The 17341-nt window shown below is 65.9% G+C and carries 12 protein-coding genes; 7 read left to right on the top strand and 5 right to left on the bottom strand.

Translation table 11 applies throughout. The annotated features are described in order from the left end of the window. Nucleotides 1-66: 66 nt before the first annotated feature. Nucleotides 67-1419, bottom strand: a complete 1353-nt coding sequence (locus XH83_RS05300; RefSeq protein ID WP_194405997.1) for an O-antigen ligase — start codon at nt 1417-1419, stop codon at nt 67-69. Between the two features lie 3 nt (nt 1420-1422). Next, complete coding sequence (locus XH83_RS05295) at nt 1423-2523, bottom strand: glycosyltransferase (RefSeq protein ID WP_194405996.1); 1101 nt, start codon at nt 2521-2523, stop codon at nt 1423-1425. Between the two features lie 244 nt (nt 2524-2767). Here XH83_RS05295 and XH83_RS05290 point away from each other — a divergent pair, with 244 nt between their 5' ends. Further along, complete coding sequence (locus tag XH83_RS05290; protein ID WP_194405995.1) at nt 2768-3760, top strand: glycosyltransferase; 993 nt, start codon at nt 2768-2770, stop codon at nt 3758-3760. Nucleotides 3761-3763: 3 nt separating this feature from the next. On the opposite strand, the gene XH83_RS05285 is transcribed toward XH83_RS05290, so the two are convergent. Next, nucleotides 3764-4792: a glycosyltransferase family 2 protein gene (locus XH83_RS05285; RefSeq protein WP_194405994.1), complete on the bottom strand. Its 1029-nt coding sequence runs from the start codon at nt 4790-4792 to the stop codon at nt 3764-3766. 6 nt (nt 4793-4798) lie between these two features. After that, entirely contained in the window at nt 4799-5023 is a 225-nt protein-coding gene (locus XH83_RS05280) for a hypothetical protein (RefSeq protein ID WP_194405993.1), read from the bottom strand. Between the two features lie 163 nt (nt 5024-5186). Here XH83_RS05280 and XH83_RS05275 point away from each other — a divergent pair, with 163 nt between their 5' ends. From XH83_RS05275 to galE, 4 genes are all read left to right on the top strand, one after another. Further along, on the top strand, nt 5187-5987 hold the full coding sequence (locus XH83_RS05275) for a methyltransferase (RefSeq protein ID WP_194405992.1): 801 nt from the start codon (nt 5187-5189) through the stop codon (nt 5985-5987). A 291-nt stretch (nt 5988-6278) separates the two neighbouring features. Then, nucleotides 6279-8651, top strand: coding sequence for an exopolysaccharide transport family protein (locus XH83_RS05270; RefSeq protein ID WP_194405991.1), 2373 nt, complete (start codon nt 6279-6281; stop codon nt 8649-8651). Beyond that, nucleotides 8644-9447 carry a WecB/TagA/CpsF family glycosyltransferase gene (locus tag XH83_RS05265; RefSeq protein ID WP_194405990.1) on the top strand — a complete coding sequence of 268 codons (804 nt, stop codon included), beginning with the start codon at nt 8644-8646 and terminating at the stop codon, nt 9445-9447. Before XH83_RS05270 ends, XH83_RS05265 begins: the two co-directional genes overlap by 8 nt. A 21-nt stretch (nt 9448-9468) precedes the next feature. Then, a complete protein-coding gene (gene galE / locus XH83_RS05260; protein WP_194405989.1) occupies nt 9469-10461 on the top strand; it encodes a UDP-glucose 4-epimerase GalE in 993 nt (330 codons plus the stop codon). 22 nt (nt 10462-10483) lie between these two features. Here galE and XH83_RS05255 read toward each other — a convergent pair whose 3' ends face one another. Continuing rightward, the gene (locus tag XH83_RS05255; protein WP_194405988.1) at nt 10484-14596 is read right to left on the bottom strand and encodes a GAF domain-containing protein; all 4113 of its coding nucleotides are present in this window, start codon (nt 14594-14596) and stop codon (nt 10484-10486) included. Between the two features lie 297 nt (nt 14597-14893). Between XH83_RS05255 and XH83_RS05250 the strand changes: the two genes are divergently transcribed. Both XH83_RS05250 and XH83_RS05245 read left to right on the top strand, forming a co-directional pair. Further along, nucleotides 14894-15946 carry an Ldh family oxidoreductase gene (locus XH83_RS05250; RefSeq protein WP_194405987.1) on the top strand — a complete coding sequence of 351 codons (1053 nt, stop codon included), beginning with the start codon at nt 14894-14896 and terminating at the stop codon, nt 15944-15946. A gap of 19 nt (nt 15947-15965) precedes the next feature. Then, the gene (locus XH83_RS05245) at nt 15966-17333 is read left to right on the top strand and encodes an LLM class flavin-dependent oxidoreductase (RefSeq protein WP_194405986.1); all 1368 of its coding nucleotides are present in this window, start codon (nt 15966-15968) and stop codon (nt 17331-17333) included. Nucleotides 17334-17341 lie beyond the last annotated feature (8 nt).

Genomic DNA, 17341 nt, shown 5'->3' with positions numbered 1-17341 from the left:
GATCATGTTTTGTCGCAGACCGGCTTATCGTTAAGCTATCGCCGCTGCCGACAGACGCGAAAGCTCTCATGGCGCCGGTTCCGTCTGCGCGACGCATTGGAACCGCGCCAGAAAGTGCAGGCCGGCCACGGCCAGAGCGAACATGAACCAGATCGGATTCTGCCGTTCGAGCAGGAAGGTCTCGGTCGCCCCGTAATACAGGCCGAACAGCCACACGGTCAGGAACAGCTTGGCCAGCGCGCCACTGCGGCTGTGAGCCTGGGCTGACTGGAAATTGCCGAGCGGTGCGAGCACGAAGACGAGGATCACCAGCAGCAGGCCCGGCAGGCCGATGGTGACCGCGAGGTCGAGATAGCTGTTGTGGCTGTGCGCTGCGGACGTCGCCCATTCGGCGCCTTGCGCGGTCTGCCGGGCCGTGACGTCGTCCCAGAAAGCCGCATAGCCGTGCCCGATGATCGGCTTCTCGGCGACGGCCGCGAGCGCGAACTCCCAGATCGCGGAGCGGCCGGTGAAGGTGGGATCAAGCGGCAGCAGCCGCGTCAACGCTCCGAGCGCGGGGCTCATCACGCTGCCGACCGTCAGCAGGTTCATCACGAGCAGCGGCACGAAGCAGATGATCCGCTTCAGCCACAGGCCGGGCGTGACATAGGCCAGCGACGCGAGCGCGTAGATCGCAAGGCAGAGCACCGAGGAGGTCTTGCCGCCGGTGAAGATCAGGAAGATGCCGGCGAGCGCCGCAATCGCCGGGCCCATCACGAACGAGCCCACGGCACACAGATAGATGCCGACATAGACCAGGATGGTCATCACGGGCGAAGCGACGTTCTTGTGGCCGAAGCTGCCGCGCCAGTCGCCGGCGAGCTGCGGCTCGGCGATGTCGAGCGCGGAGTGGATCGAATATTGCGGTGCGAGGAGGACGCCGAGATAGCAAAGCGCGAGCAGCACCAGCGCGGCCGCACCCAGGCACAGATTGAAGCTGCGCTGCGTCGGCGGTAGCAGCGGCAGCAGGATGGCGAGCGACGTCACGCTAGCGAGAAGCGCGAAGCGCTGGATCGACACACCGCGGCTCTCGGACAGGACGATGTTGATCAGCAGCCAACCGACGAGACAGAGATGAAGCGGCGTCACCAGGCTCTTCAACGCCGGCCCATCCGTGGTCGCGACGAACAGCACCGCAACCGCAGCCAGCAGGCCCCAGGACAGATAGGCCAGCGCCATTCGTCCACCGCCGACGGTGGTGACATCGGCATTGCGCAGGTCAGGGAAGGGATCGAGCGTCACCAGCACCAGCAGCAGCGACGCGACGGCGACGAGACAGCGCGCGGCCTGCACGGCATTCAGCTGCGCAAGACCCTCGCGCAGCATCCGGCCCAACGATCGGGCCTCGAGGTCGCTCATGTCGGCGGCGCTGCGGTCCATGGTTCAAGACATCTGGTGACGCCGGTGAAGCTCTGGCTCAGGGCGCGGCTCCGCTGAGAGACCGTCAACGGGCGCGCCGGAACTCTGCGCCGCCGGCTGTCGCACGATGCTCCGCGCGATTTCGTAATATTGCAGCGCGCGTTGCTCGAGCGTGAGGTTGTCCAGGATAAAGCCGCGCGGATCGAACGAGCCGGCGGCGCACCCGGCCCAGAAATTGTCCCAGCCCGCCTCGAACCCCGCGATGTCCGCAAATTTGGCCCCGCAGCGGTCGTCCCAATAGGGCACCGACGACACCGGCGAAAACTGCACGCGGTGCGGATAGTAATCGGGGTCTCGCCACGGTCCGCCCGGATCCCAGGCGAACACAGGCACGCCGCAGGACAGGGCCTGCTGATAGGCGATGCCCTGGCTTTCGTTCTGGCACAGGAAGATCATCGCGCGCGAGGCCGCCAGTGCGGTCTGAAAATCCTCTTCCTTGTAGCTGCCGTAACGCAGCTCCGTGAAGGAGCGTCCCTCTTTTCGCAGGCGAGCGCGGACGGGCTCGATCAGCTCCGGTGCGTAGCGCTCGCGGTCCCAGTGCACCTTGTCGTAGATCAGCACATCGAAGGTCTTCTGGGAGGCGTGCGCCGGCGCCCACATATTCGTGTCGATGCCGATCGGCCAGGCCTCGGTCTCGGGCCAATGCGGCCGGTACATGTCGACGTACCAGGGGCCGGGTACCACGACCTTCTTCACGGGCAGACGCTTGAACAGGTCAGGATCGTCGAGCGGATGATTGTGGGCGGCGACGCCGAGCAGGATCGGATTCTTCCACGCGAACTTGTCGAGCAGGAAGGTGCGGCCGATGATGCAGGCCAGCTCCTCCGGATGCTGTGCGATGTAGCCGTAATCATTGACACGGTAGCGGATGCCGAGCCGGTCGAGCCCCGCACAGAGATTGAGGAACACGCGCAGCTGGCCGCTCATGCGCGGCTCGCCGAGCAGCAAGCGGCGCGCCATGCGCCGCAGATGCCGGTCGCCGGGAAACCAGCGATCGTCCTTGTCCTCATAGAAGAGGTTGAGGATCATCGCATCGGGGTCGTGTTCGAACGTCTTTGCGGGCACTGGATCCATCCGCGGCAGCCAGATGCGCATTCTCGCATGGGACCGGCCGTCGCACTCTTCCGAATTTGCCACAGGCTTAATGCCAGCGGCTTAACGCTAATTGACGAAACTGCTCCGACGCGCGCCTTCGCGGCGACGATCCGGCCGCAATGCGGAGTATCATTCGCACGCAGCCAATGCTGCGATCGACCGCATCATCCCCTCAGCAGATGCGCCCTGGTTAACAGACTCTTAAAGGCGAGCCGTGGCCCAGATCACCGCCGACGACGTTCTCGATTTGCCGGCCTCCACACGCATCGTTCCGGCGGTGCGCCAGCCGCTGCCGTCGCGTTCGACCCATTCGGTCTCCGTCGTCATTCCCGCCAAGAACGTTGCGGCCTATATCGGTGAAACCCTTGCCAGTGCTTTGGCTCAGGGTGAGGTGAGCGAAGTGTTCGTGGTGGACGACGGTTCCACCGACGACACCACTGCGATCGTCCGCGCCATTCGGGACCCGCGGCTGCGCCTGATGACGAATGATTCCGCCGGCGTGTCGGCTGCGCGAAATCTCGGCGCGCGCCATGCAAGCGGCGAGTGGCTGCTGTTCCTCGATGCCGACGACCGCCTGCGCTCCGGCGCGGTGGCCTCGCTGCTGGCCGCGGCACGCGGCGCGCCGCGCGCGGTTCTCGTCTATGGCGACTACAATACGATCGACCATGAGGGACGCCAGATCGGCCGGCGCGACCTCTTGAGGGGACGCCGCAAGCCGTCCGGTGACGTGCTGACGCGGCTCGCGGCCGGCAATTTCATCGTCAACGGCGGCATCGCGCTCGCCCGCGCGGAAGCTTTCCGCGCCATCGGCGGCTTCGACACGTCGCTGCGATATTGCGAGGACTGGCATTGCTGGTGCCGCCTCGCCGCGATCGGCGAATTCGAATTCGCACCAAAGCTCCTGCTCGATTATCGGCTGCACACCGCCAACACCATGAACGCCGCGGTCCGGACGCCAAAGGACTTCTTCCCGGCGGTCGAGCGGGTGTTCGACGACGGATTGATCCTGGCCAGATTGCCCGAGGGCATGGCTCCCAGGCTGCGCCTCGCCGCCGAGCTTCATCTCATCACCTATGCGGCGATGCAGGCGGTTCGTTCCGGCCGCTATCGCCAGGCCCTGGGCTATCTCGGAATGATCGGCCGGCGTTCGCTCAAGGCGCTGCCGCGTGCCACGGCGAGGACCGCCCTCGCCCGCTTCGGCATCTGACCGTCACGACACGATCTTGGAGGCCTCATAAGGCTTCGGCGCGAAGCCGAACGCCGCGAGCATGGAGCCGAGCGCGACCAGCGCCGGATGCATGGCGATGACGGCCTTCGACGTCGCCAGCAGGCGTGCGGAGCGGACCAGCGCGAGCGGCAGCCGTCCGAGCATCTGCGCGAACACCAACGCGCGGCCGCCGACGCTTTGAGCCGCCTTGGACTGCACGCGGTAATTGATCGCGCCGATGCGCAGGCCGCGCTTTGCGATCCAGCCGAGGCTGGTGCGGCTTTGCGGCACGGTCTCGGTGATGACGGCCTCCGCCGTCCAATGGAAGATCATGCCGGCGTCGCGGCACCGCACGAAGAAGTCGCAATCGCCGCCGCCGAGGAAGTTGAAGCGCAGGTCGAAGGCAGGACGATCGAACCGCTCGAAGGCGGATCGTGTGATCAGGCAATTGCCGCAGCCATAGATCAGCGGCACCGCGCCGGAATAATCGTAGGCGGGCGCAAAGGCGGGATGATTCGACAGCCAGGGCTTGCTGTCGTCCTCGAAGTCAGGCAGCACCGGCCCGCCGACCACGTCGGCACCCGTTGCTTCCGCGGTGCGCACCATCAGCTCGAGCCAGTCGGGTGATGCAATCTCGTCGTCGTCGATCATCAGGAAACGCGTCGCGGCGGGAAACAGCGCCTGCGCCGTCTCGAATGCAGCGTTGATCGCCTGGCAATTGCCCTGCCGCTTCTCGACGAGGCAGACGCCCTGCAGCCTGCCGGCGGCCAGAAACTCCGCAGCGACCGGCGCGCTTTCGCGCCGCGCAGCATCGTTCTCGACCATGACGACGGCAAAGGACCGCGGGGTCCGCTGGTTCGCGAGCGAGTCCAGCGTCAGCCGCAAATGTTGCGGACGGCGGAAACAGGGAATGCAGACGACGATGCCGACCGACAGGTCGATCACGCGGGAGCTCGCCGCGATCTCCCGGTTGGGATCGCGCACGGCATCCGAGATGCGCGTGGCGGACAGGTCTGTCGGGATCAATGTCATGACGTCCTAGATGTCCGAGATATGTTGAAAAAGCCCTGCTTCGATCACGTATCCCGCGACGGCACATCGCCGCGGGACAGATGCGCCCCAAAATGAGCAGCCGACCGAAGGCGCGTGCCGAGGCCTCGCGCCGATCTGCCGGCCGTCCCCAGACATCATCATGCGCTTGACCGCTTTCGCCTGTTTCTCCCGCGAAATCATGCGCACGTGATACTGCAATTCGCGGTCCATGCGACTGCAGCCATCCAACATGAACAATACCGTAGTTAATGCGCATGCGCATTAACCGGACCCTAAGCACTGCGATCGGTGACAGCGCCCGGCATCAGATTTGCTCTTCGGGCATGCGAGATTTTTCCTGTAAATTTGAATAGAACAAGCGCGGTCAAGAAACATGAACAAGCCAGCCACGATCGATTTCGCGACAGCCACGGCGATCCAGATCCCCGCGGCCACCGCACCCGTCCAGGCGTTGCACGATCTCGTCCCCGGCGAAGCCCGCGACAGCCTGCTCACCGTTCACGACCTGCTGCGCCGCGAGTTGCCGAAAGGCCAACTCGCCATCTACGAAGCCGGTGGCGGCTCGTGCAGCGTCCTGCCGCCGGAATTGCTCGGCCGCAGCAAGGTAACCGTCGTCGATATCGACGAGGACCAGGTCCGCAACAACGGCTATGCGGACGAGGCGATCCTCGGCGACGTCCAGACCTACCGTTTCGCGCAACAGACCTTCGATCTCGTGATCTGCTACAACGTGATCGAGCATCTGCCCCATGTCGACGCCGCGCTCTTGAACTTCCGCGATGCGCTCAAGCGCGGCGGCATGATCCTGATCGGCGCGCCCAATCCGCGTTCGCTATCCGGCGTCGTCACCAAATATTCGCCGCACTGGTTTCACGTCTGGTTCTACCGGCGCATTCGCGGCATCAAGGATGCCGGTCTGCCGGGCGAGCCGCCGTTCCCGACCTTCTTCCATCCGCTGGTGACGCTGCCCCGGCTCGAGGCGTTCGCGGCCGCCAACGGCCTCGAGATGATCTACCGCCGCGAGGTCGAGAGTCCGCGCTATCCCGAGATGCGCCGGCGCAAGCCGCTGTTCGCGGCCCTCGTGGACGCCGGCGCCGCCTTGCTGAACACCATGCTGTCGCGCGGCACCGACGTCCGCCGCGGCGACTATCACGTCATCCTGCGCAAGAGCTGACGATCATGGTGCGCAAGCGGCTCATCATAGGACATGCGGAGACCCGCAGCCGAGCCGAGCGCGGTAACGAACCGTTAATGTCCAGGGAGCCCTCGCGACCCCGGCGTCACGAGGACGCATCGCGGAGCGGCAGGCGCTTAAACGCTTTGTTTGCCATTTCAGTGAATAGTCCCTCAATGAGTATGGTTAATTTTCCCTGTTGCGTTGATTGGGCACCTATATCCCGGGTGCATGGCGTAGAGCGAAGAGTAACCCCTCAGCCTGCGGCAGTTGGAATGGAAGCTGGGGATCATGCTTGACTATAACCAGCCGATAGATCGGGCGAGACCCGAGTCCCCGCAACAGAAGTCCCAGGCCGGCTTCAACGTGCTGGAGCTCGCCAATCTGCTCTGGCGGCGCAAGGTCGCGATTGCCGCGGCTGCCCTGCTCGGCGCAACGCTTGCCGTCACCATCGGCAAGAGCCTGACGCCCCGCTACACCGCCACCGCCCAGCTCTATGTCGATCCGCGCGAGCTTCAGCTCGTCGACCGTGAGCTCACGCCGCGCGCGCAGGACGTCTCCGGCATGTCCATGGTGGTGGAGAGCCAGGCGCGCCTGATCACCGCCAATAGCGTCCTGCTCAAGGTGATCCAGCAGGCTGGTCTCGACAAGGATCCGGAATTCGGCGGCGGCGACGGCAAGAGCCTGATGTCGTCGCTGCTCGGCCTGATCGGCCTTCAGTCTCCCCCGCCCTCCGCCGCGGCCAACAGCGAAGTGCAGCTCGCGGCGCTCGAGGCGCTGAACCGGCACATCACCATCCGCAAGACCGAGAAGAGCTTCATCGTCGACATCGAGGTGTGGTCGACGGATCCGGCGAAGGCGGCGATGCTCGCCAACACGCTGACCAACGCCTACCTCACGGAATCCCGCAACTCGCAGGCGTCAGCCGCCCGGCGCGCCACCAACGATCTCTCCGGCCGCCTCAAGGAGCTGCGCGAGCGGCTGCGCAACGCCGAGACCGCGCTCGCCACCTACAAGGCCCAGAACAATTTCGTCGGCACCCAGGATGCGCTGATCAGCGACCAGCAGCTCTCCGCCAGCAACCAGCGGCTTTCCGCGGCCCGCGCGGCGACGATGGATGCCCAGGCACGGCTCGACCAGATCGAGGCGAGCCGCCGCACCGCTGCCGACGCCGGGGCGATTCCGGAAGCGCTGCAATCGCCGACGATCGCGAATTTGCGCGCGCAATATGCCGATGCGCGCAAGAAGTACGCGGAGCAGGCCGGCGAGCTCGGGCCACGCCATCCGGCGCTGCGCCAGACCGAGAAGCAGGTCGAGGACCTCAAGCGTACCATCAGCGAAGAGATCGACCGCTTCGCCCAATCCGCCAAGAACGATCTGACGCGCGCCCGCGACTTCGAAGCCTCGCTCAACCGGGCGCTGGAGGCGCAGAAGCGGCAGAGCGTCCAGCTCAGTCAGGCCGCCGTGCGCCTGCGCGAGCTCGAGCGCGAAGCCGATGCCAGCCGCGACGTCTACCAGTCCTTCCTCAAGCGCTCCCGCGAGACCGAGGAGCAGGAGAGCCTGAACACCTCGGCGGCCCGAATCATCGGCGAAGCGACAGTGCCGCAGCGGCGCTCGTTCCCGCCCGCGATGAGCCTGTTCGCCATGATCGGCTTCATCTTCGGCGCGCTTGCGGCGTCGAGCTGGTTCGTCGCGGCCGAGTTGCTGTTCGCCGGCGCAACCGCGCCAGCGCCCGCGCCGGCCCGCCGCGACCGCAAGCCGGTGCCGGAGAAGACCCGCGTTCCCGAGGTTGCACGAGAGCTGGAAGCATCGCGGCCCGAGCCGGCGTTGCGAGCTCCCGAAGTCGCGCAGCTCCCGCCCGAACTTGCCGCACCACCGCTGCAACCCGCGATGGTCGAAAGCCCCTTGATCGAAAAGCCGCTGATCGCGCGCCTGCAGGAGGCCGACGTCATTCACACGCTCGGCGCCATTCTCACCACCGGCGGCGGCGTCGATCTCACCCGGCTCGGCTGGCCGACCTTGCGGCCCGGCTTTCCCCTGACGAAGCTGCTCAACGCCTGGCGCGACATGCGCGCGGCCGTGGCCCGCCGCGCCGGCGGCAAGGCGATGCCCGTCATTGCGCTCGTCGGCACCGGCGAGACCACCGGGCGCAGCGTGAGCGCGCTGAACTTCGCGCTCGCGGCTGCGCGCGATGGCGCCCGCGTGCTGATGATCGACGCCGACCATCAGGCCCACGCGCTCTCGAACAAGGTCAGCCGCCCCGGCAAGAACGAACCGAGCAGGCTCGGCTGGCTCTCGATCGGCAGCAAGGCCGCACGCGAGATCAAGACAGTCAACGGCATTTCGGTGCTGCCGGCCGGCGAGGGCGATTCCGGCAAGGCCGCCGAGGCGATCCGCAAGGCGATCGCGCAGGCGCGCGCCGCAGGCGGCTACGACCTCGTGATCCTCGACGGCCCCGCGATGCCGCTTGTTGCCGGCGACCGCAAGCTGCTCGACGACACCGACGCGCTGGTGGCGGTGCTGCCGACCAGCCACGACATCAACGACAGCCTCGAAGAGGTCCTGACCGCGCTGGGCCGCGCCGAGCGCAAGCTCGTCGGCGTCGTGCTCGACGAGCTCACCCCTTCAGTCGAAGCGCGCCAGCGAGGCAGACAATATGCTTGAGCGCCGCGTCAACCTCGATGGACGGGCAGCGACTGCCGACGTGCCGCGGATCACCGTCGGCGGGCTTCGCATGGCCGCGCTCGACCTGGAAGCCACCGCCGATTTCATGATCGAGGCGACCGATCCCAATCACCGTATCGGCCGTCCGCTGTTCCTGACCTCGGCCAATGGCGAGGTGCTGGCGCGCTGCTCGACCGAGCCGCAGACCGAGCATCTGTTCCGCGCCGCCGATCTGATCAATGCGGACGGTCAGCCGCTGGTCGCCGCCTCGAAGCTGCAATCCTGGTTTCCGCTGCCCGAGCGCGTGGCCACCACGGACCTGTTCCACGTCGTCGCGCGCAAGGCGGAAGCGGCCGGCCGCACCTTCTACATGTTGGGCGCCAGCGAGGCGGAGAACGCCGCGGCCGTCGAGAACGTCCAGAAGATGTATCCCAATCTCAGGATCGTCGGGTACAGCCACGGCTATCTGCGAGGCGAGGCGCTGCGCGCAAAGGTCGATGAGATCAACGCACTTGCGCCTGATTATCTGTGGGTCGCGTTGGGGGTGCCCAACGAGCAGGCATTCGTGAAGGAATTCACGCCGCACCTCACCAATGTTGGCGTTATCAAGACATCGGGCGGGCTGTTCAACTTCCTGTCAGGAAGCCGTTCCCGCGCGCCGCAATGGATGCAGAAGATCGGACTCGAATGGGTCTGGCGCACCTTGCTCGAGCCGCGGCGCCTGTTCTGGCGCTATTTGACCACCAACCCCCGCGCGCTCTATCTTCTCTTCAGCCGCAAACGACCCCTCCGCTAAGAGAAGAGCAGAAGACACGACATGACAGACCGACCGACCGTCCTCGTCACCGGGGGCGCGGGCTACATTGGCTCGCATGCCTGCCGCGCATTGACCGCCGCCGGCTATCAGCCCATCGTTTATGACAATCTCTCGACAGGCCATCGCAGCTTCGTTGCCGGCCCCCTGGTCACGGGCGATCTGCTCGACGGCGCGGCGCTGGCACGCGCCTTCGCCGACCACGAGATCACGGCGGTGATGCATTTCGCGGCGGCGAGCCTGGTCGGCGAATCCATGACCGATCCGCAGAAATACTATGTCAACAATGTGCAGGGAACGCTGTCGCTGTTGCAGGCGATGCGCAACGCAGGCTGCCAGCGCATCGTGTTCTCCTCGACCGGCGCCGTCTACGGCAATGCCGATTCGAAGGAACTGCCGGAAGACTTTCCCTGCGCACCGATCAACCCCTACGGCGCATCGAAATGGATGATCGAGCGGATGCTCGCCGACTACCGCTCAGCCTATGGCTTCGGCGCGTTCTGCCTGCGTTATTTCAACGCCAGCGGTGCCGATCCCGCCGGCGGCATCGGCGAGCTGCGCGACAATGAAACCCATCTCATCCCCCGCGCCATGATGGCGCTGCAGGGCCATGTCGACTTCGCAGTGTTCGGCGACGACTACGAGACGCCTGACGGAACCGCGATCCGCGACTACATTCACGTCACCGACCTTGCGGCGGCGCATGTCGCGGCCCTGAAGCTTCTGGAAGGCGGACATGCCGGCGGCAGCTTCAATCTCGGCACCGGAGCCGGCTTCTCCGTGCGCGAGATCCTCAACGCCATCAGGCAGGAGACCGGACGCGAGGTGCCGCACACCGTCAAGCCGCGCCGCGCCGGCGATCCCACCTATCTGGTCGCAGATCCGTCTGCCGCGCGAAAGGTGCTGAACTTCGTGCCGCGCCATTCCGACCTGGCTACGGTGATCCGAACCGCCTGGGCCTGGCACCAGACGGCACATCCGTTCAGGCCGCGTTAGGCAATCAACGCAGCCGCAGCCGTCAGACGGCGCGTTTCAGCCGTGACGCCGCGGCTTCCGTGGCGACGGCGTCCGGCTCCGGCTGGAGCGGCGGGGCGATCGGCAGCACCATCGGCCGCAGCAGCTCGGCCATCTCGCGCGCAGGTACCGGTTTCGAGATCAGGAAGCCCTGCATCTCGTCGCAGCCATGGGTGCGCAGGAAGGCCTCCTGCTCGGCATTCTCGACGCCTTCGGCGACGACGGTCATGCCGAGCGCCTTGCCCATGCTGATGATCGCCTGTGCGATCGCCTGGTCTTCCGAATCCTGCGGCAAATCCCGCACGAAGGAACGGTCGATCTTGATGGTGTCGATCGGGAAGTGCTTCATCAGCGACATCGACGAATAGCCGGTGCCGAAATCGTCGATGGCGAGGCGAATGCCGCGGCTCTGGATGGCGTCGAGCACCTTGAGCGCGCGGCCGACATTGCGCATCATCATGCTCTCGGTGACTTCGAGCTGCAGCAGCACCGGCGACATGCCGCTGGCCGCCAGCGCCTCGTCGACGTCCTGCAGCAGATGCTCGTCAGCGAACTGCCGCGGCGACAAATTGACCGCCATCGACAACGGCAGCAGGCCGCGGCGCTGCCAGGCCATAGCCTGCGCGCAGGCCTCGTTGAGCACCCAGCGGCCGATCGGCACGATCAGCCCGGTTTCCTCCGCAAGCGGAATGAACTGCGCCGGCGAGACATTGCCGAGCTCGGGATGGTTCCAGCGCAGCAGCGCCTCCACGCCGGTGATCTGGCCGGTCGCCATCTCCACCTTGGGCTGGTAGTTCAGCGAGAACTGCCCGCGCTCCAGCGCCCGGCGCAGCGCGCTCTCCAGCGACAGCCGCTCGATCGACTGCGTCCTCACTTCCTTGGAGAAGAAGCGATAGCCGTTCTTGCCGTCTTCCTTGGCGAGATACATCGCCATGTCGGCGTTCTTGGTCAGCGTCTGCGCGTCGGAGCCGTTGGCCGGATACATCGCGATGCCGATCGAAGCCGTGGTGTGGCACTCGTGCCCGGCCAGTTCCATGGGCTGGGCGAGCGCGGCCAGGATCTCGGTCGCGATGTGCTGAACGTCGTCGATCTCGCCGCACTGGTCGAGGATCACCACGAATTCGTCGCCGCCGAGCCGCGCCACCACGTCGCTTGCCCGCAGCGCGCCGCGCAGGCGGTTGGCCACTTCGAGCAGGAGCAGGTCGCCAGCCTCGTGCCCCAGCGAATCGTTGATGACCTTGAAGCGGTCGAGATCGATGAACAGCACGGCAAAGCGGTGATCGTGCCGCTCCGCCGTGGCGATCGCCTCGCGCAGCAGCGCGTTGAAAGTCTCGCGATTCGGAAGGTCGGTCAGGCTGTCATGCGAGGCGAGATACTCGATCCGCTCGTCCGCCTGGTTCTTGGCGTCGGCGCGATCGAAATTCTCCACCGCGAAGGCGACGTTGTCGGCGAGTCGCTGCAACAGCTCGACGAACTCGGTCGTGAAAGTCGCCGGCTCGGTCGACATGTAGATCATGACGCCGACGGCCTGGTCGTGCACGATGAGCGGAAATGCCGCGCCGGAGCGCGCGCCGTCGCCGCGCACCACGGCGTGGAAGGCGCTCACGCGCTGGTCGTTGAGATAGTCGTTGCTGATGCAGGGCTGGCGCGTGCGGAACGCCGTGCCGCTCATCCCGCGTCCTTCGGGCCGCTCGGGGTCGATGGAGAGGCGGACGTTGCGCGTGGTGTCGGCGGAGGGGCCGGCGCTCGCCACGATTTCCAGCTGATCGCTGTCGGCCCGTGCCAGCGCGATGGTGGTCGAGGTGAACTTGGCACCGTTCGACGCCGCAAGACACACGAGATCGAACAGCTCGGCGCGCGACTTCGCCCGCATGATCGCCTCGTTGGTCGCGCTCAGCGCCGCGAACATGCGCCTCAGGCGCTCCTTCTGCGCCTCGGTGCGGGCCTTCTCCTCCGCACGCTCGAAATTGTCGAGTGCGAACGAGACGTTTTCCGCAAGGCGGGCCAGCAGCTCGACCAGGTCGGGCGTGAATGTGTCCTCCTCCGGAGCGAGGAACAGCAGGATGCCGATCGGCTTGCGGCCGTCGCGCAGCAGCGGGAAGCTTGCAGCGGCACGAGTGCCGTCCTCGACGGCCTTGGAGCGCCAGTGCGCCGAGCGCGGGTCGTGCATATAGTCGTTGATGACGCTCGGCCGGCACGTCCGCAGCGAGATTCCGATGATTCCCTGGCCCTCGGGGTGATCTGCGGAAATCGCGCAGGTGCGCCCGACCATCCGCTCCTGGAGCCGCCCCTTCACGGCGACGACCCGGACCAGCTCGGATGCCTCGTCGATGATTCCAATCGTCGCCGAGGCGAACATGTCGCCCAGCACGGCTGCCTGACATGCAACGTCGAACAGCTCCTCGCGGGTCTCGGCACGCATGATGGCTTCGTTGGTGGCGCTCAACGCCGCGAACATGCCGCTCAGCCGGTTTCGCTGCTTGTCAGCCTTGGCCTTCTCCTCGGCGCGGTCGAGATTTGCGATCGCGAATGACACGTTGCGCGCAAGACGTTCCAGCAGCTCGACCAGCTCGGGCGTGAACGTGCCGATCTCCAGGGAATTGAACAGGAACACGCCCTCGGTGCGATCGCCGTTGAGCAGCGGCAACGCCGCGGAGGATTTGACGCCGGTGCGGCGCGCGCTGTCGTACCACGGCTTGAGACGGTCGTCGGCCAGCAGGTCGTTGGTCAGGCACGGCTTTCGCGTGCGGAAACACGTTCCGGTGAGGCCTCGTCCTTCCGGCACCTCGTCCGTCGTTGCAAATTTGAGGCTGCGCACTTCGTCGGAGTTCGGCCCTGCGGAGGCGACGACGCGCAGCAGCTCGGAGGCGGGCTCAGCGAGCGCGATCGTGGCCGAGCCGAATTTGCCGCCTTGCACCGAGGCTTCGCAGACGAGATCGAACAGCTCGGCGCGCGACGTCGCACGGATGATCGCTTCATTGGTGGCGCTGAGCGCGGCGTACATGCGCGCCAGGCGTTCCTCCTCCGCCGAGATGCGGGCCTTTTCGGACTCCCGGCCGAAATTCTCGATGGCGAACGAGACGTTCTCCGCCATGCGCAGCAGCAGCGCGACGATCTCCTCGTCCTTGGCCCAGGAGCGGCTGATGAAGAACAACAGCACGCCGACACTTTCGCCGCGCTTGACCAGGGGCGCGACCACGCAGGCGGCGACGCCGGTATTGACGTTAGCCTGCTCCCAGGGCGAGCCCCTGGTGCGGCTGGCGAGGTCGTCCTCGACGATGGCCTTCTGCGTCCGGAACACCTCGCCTGAGATGCCTCTGCCAAAAGGATTATCCGGGTCGACCGAATAGCGTGCCTGGGTGACGAGCTCCAGGTTCTGTCCGGTGGCGGCGACCGGCTTCATCCAGTGGGAATCCGGCTCGCGGAGCAGCACGATGGTCGCCAGCGACTTGCCGCCGTGGACGGAAGCGTCGCATACGAGCTGGTACAGCTCCTGCTCGGTCTTGGCGCGCAGGATGGCCTCGTTGGTGGCGCTGAGCGCGCCGAACATGCGATTGAGCCGCCGCGCAGCCCGCTCGGTGGTCTGCTGCGCGGTCGCGCGCGCGAAATTGTCCAGCGCATAGGAAATGTTCGCCGACATGCGCTCGAACAGCGACACCATCTGCTCGTTCAGCGAGCCGGCTTCGCGGCGGGTCACGTAGAGCACGCCGACGCTCTTGCCGTTGCAGAGCAGCGGCAGCGCGGCAGCCGCGCCGATGCCGGCCGAGGCCGCGCCCTCGCGCCACGCCAGCGAGCGCGGATCGTTCAGATAATCATTGCTGACGCACAGCTTCTGGTCGCGAAACGCCTCGCCGCCGACGCCCGACCCTTCCGGGGTGCCGGCTTCCGTCGTGATCACGATCGAGCGCAGTCGCGGAATGTCGTCGCCGCAGCCGGCGGCGAATTGCAACAGACGGCCGTCCGGTTCGGCCAGGAACACGGCCACGGCCAAAAAGTCCCCGCTCGAAAACCCGGCGTCGCAGACCTTCTGGTACAGCTCGTCCGGCGATTTCGCATAGAGAATCGCTTCGTTGATGGCGCTCAACGCCGCAAAGGTGCGCGCGAGTGTCGTCGGCACGATCTCAGCTCCCGAGGCATTCTGCCAGTTTCTCCCGGGTGACTTTATGAATGGCCATCGCCTAAGTGGTCGTTATTGCGCGCCGCAAACCGTCAATCAAAGTGAACGAGCTGCGAACGGGATGCGCCAAACTGCCGAAAATACCGCCGCGCGGGACGGGTCTTCGACCAAAGGCGCGTTCTCTTTACGAATCTGCAGCCCTGTATTGGTTTACGGGAGATTGATATCGCCGCCGCGCTTTGAGACGATGGCCTTAACAACCAGCGCCCGCCAAGGGCACGAACCTCGGGGAACGCCATGCCGATCGTCAAGGCCGATCGCCTCACGCGCGTCAGCGCCGCCCTGCTCCGCGCCGCCGGAGCCTCCGAGGAAGAGGCCGACGCCGTCGCAAGCGGTTGCGTCAACGCCAATCTCGCCGGCCACGATTCCCACGGCGTCATCGCTATTCCCACCTATATCGACCGCATCAAGGCCGGCCACATCGTTCCCGGCGCCGAATGGACCATCGTCCAGGAATCGCCGACCACGACCGTGATCGACGGCCATTGGGGCTTTGGCTTCCACGTCAACGCCAAGGCGATGGCGCTGACGATCGAGAAGGCCAAGACGGCGAACGTCGCGGCGTGCACCGTGTTCCGGCAGAGCCATGTCGGCCGCCTCGCCGCCTATCCCCTGATGGCGATGCGCGCAGGCATGATCGGGATCGCGACGGCGGATTCCGGCCGCTCGCCGAAGCACGTGGCGCCTTTCGGGGGCAAGGAGGCGCGGCTCGGCACCAACCCGATCTCGATCGCGGTGCCGTCCGATCTCGATGCGCCGTTCTATCTGGACATGGCGACCTCGGCGGTCGCGGCCGGGAAGATCCAGCTTGCGGTCACGCGCGGCGAGGACATTCCAACGGGATGGATCATCGACGCCGCTGGACGGCACACCACCGATCCCACGCAATACCGCAAGGGCGGCGCACTGCTGCCGCTCGGCGGCACCGAAGGCTACAAGGGCAGCGGCCTCGCCGCGATGGTCGAGGTGCTGTGCGGCTTGCTGACCGGTCTCGGCTTCGGCGTCGAGCCGACGGGGCGGCACAATGACGGATGCTTCATGGCGGTGTTTAACGTCGCCGCGTTCCGGCAGCTAGCGGAGTTCAAGCGCGAGGTCGCCGAGTTCGCGCACTATCTGAAATCGACGCCGCCGTCCGAGGGCAGCACGGGCGTCTACTATCCCGGCGAGATCGAGGGCCTGCGCGAGCAGCAGCGCCTGCGCGACGGCATCGAGATCGAGGATGCCACCTGGGAGAAGCTGCGCGCGCTGGCGCGGGACTACCGGCTCGACACCGTGCTCGATCTGGCCTGACGGAATGGAGAACAGCAGCATGAATCGACAGATGGTCCTGGTCGGCTTCCTCCAGGCGCAGAACTGCACCAATTTGCCGAGCTCCTGGCGGCATCCCGACTCGCGCGACGATTCCATGTCGGCGGACTATTATCAGGCGATCGCCGGAATTCTCGAAGCCGGCAAGTTCCACATGGCCTTCTTCGACGATCGCCTGGCGATGCCGGACCGCTATGGCAACGACCACGCCCACACCGTCGAATACGGCATCCGCTGCGTGAAGATGGATCCGCTGATCGTGCTGACCACGATGGGCATGGTCACCGAGAAGCTCGGCTTGGGCGCGACATGCTCGACCACCTATTACGAACCATTCGACGTCGCGCGCCGGTTCGCGACGCTCGACCTGATGTCCGGCGGGCGCGCGGGCTGGAACGTCGTGACCTCGCTCAACGACGGCGAAGCCCTCAACATGGGGCGCGACTCCCATCCCGAACATGATTCCCGCTACGACAAGGCCGACGAGTTCATGGAGGTCGTGCTCGGTCATTGGGACACCTGGGAGGACGGCGCGCTCATCATGGACAAGAAGACCGGCCGCTTTGCCGATCCGACCAAGGTGAAGCGGCTCGATCACAAGGGCGCGTCCTTCAAGTCGCGCGGGCCTTTCACCGTGCCGCGCTCGAGCCAAGGCCACCCCGTCATCATCCAGGCCGGCGCCTCCGGCCGTGGCCAGCGCTTTGCGGGGCGATGGGGCGAGGTGATCTTCACTGCTGCGCGCAATCTTCAGGCCGCCAAGGACGGCTATGCAGCCGTGCGCAACGAGGCCGCCAAGGCGGGCCGCGACCCCGACCAGATGTTCCTTTGCAATCTGACGACGCCGGTCTGCGCCGCGACCAAGGCGGAGGCCGAGGACAAGATGGCGCTGATCAACAAGCTGCCTCTGCAGATCGATGCGCTGTCGTTGCTCGCCGAAGCCCTCAACTATGACTTCGCCTCCAAGGATCTCGACGAGCCGCTGACCACGGACGAGCTGAAGAGCATGCAGGGCATTCTGGGCATCCGCGACGGCGTGCTGAAGGCTTCGGGCAAGAGCAATCCGAGCGCGCGCGACTTCGTCACCTTCTCCGGCCGCGGCCAGGTCCAGGACGCGATGGTCGGCGGCCCCAAGGAGATCGCCGACAAGCTCGAGGAAATGTTCGTCGAGCGCGGCTGCGACGGCTTTGTCATCGCGGCAACCTACGTCCCCGGCTCCTACGCCGATTTCGTCCAGCATATCGTGCCAGAGCTGCAGCGCCGAGGCCTGTTCCAGAAGGATTATCGCGGCAAGACGCTGCGAGAGAATCTCGGACTGAAGCGGCCGGCGGCCGGCGCCTGGAAGGTGCAGCCGCGCGATGCCGCGGAATAACGACGAGG

Origin of the sequence: Bradyrhizobium sp. CCBAU 53351, from assembly GCF_015291745.1 — a bacterium.
Classification (GTDB): domain Bacteria; phylum Pseudomonadota; class Alphaproteobacteria; order Rhizobiales; family Xanthobacteraceae; genus Bradyrhizobium.
This window is presented reverse-complemented; position numbering and strand designations above follow the sequence as displayed.

Bases quoted from the DNA above. Each gene is read 5' to 3' on its own strand.
- XH83_RS05300 (WP_194405997.1), bottom strand. From the start codon at position 1,419: ATGGACCGCAGCGCCGCCGACATGAGCGACCTCGAGGCCCGATCGTTG.
- XH83_RS05265 (WP_194405990.1), top strand. From the start codon at position 8,644: ATGCTTGAGCGCCGCGTCAACCTCGATGGACGGGCAGCGACTGCCGAC.
- XH83_RS05285 (WP_194405994.1), bottom strand. From the start codon at position 4,792: ATGACATTGATCCCGACAGACCTGTCCGCCACGCGCATCTCGGATGCC.
- galE (WP_194405989.1), top strand. From the start codon at position 9,469: ATGACAGACCGACCGACCGTCCTCGTCACCGGGGGCGCGGGCTACATT.
- XH83_RS05280 (WP_194405993.1), bottom strand. From the start codon at position 5,023: ATGGACCGCGAATTGCAGTATCACGTGCGCATGATTTCGCGGGAGAAA.
- XH83_RS05250 (WP_194405987.1), top strand. From the start codon at position 14,894: ATGCCGATCGTCAAGGCCGATCGCCTCACGCGCGTCAGCGCCGCCCTG.
- XH83_RS05275 (WP_194405992.1), top strand. From the start codon at position 5,187: ATGAACAAGCCAGCCACGATCGATTTCGCGACAGCCACGGCGATCCAG.
- XH83_RS05270 (WP_194405991.1), top strand. From the start codon at position 6,279: ATGCTTGACTATAACCAGCCGATAGATCGGGCGAGACCCGAGTCCCCG.
- XH83_RS05245 (WP_194405986.1), top strand. From the start codon at position 15,966: ATGAATCGACAGATGGTCCTGGTCGGCTTCCTCCAGGCGCAGAACTGC.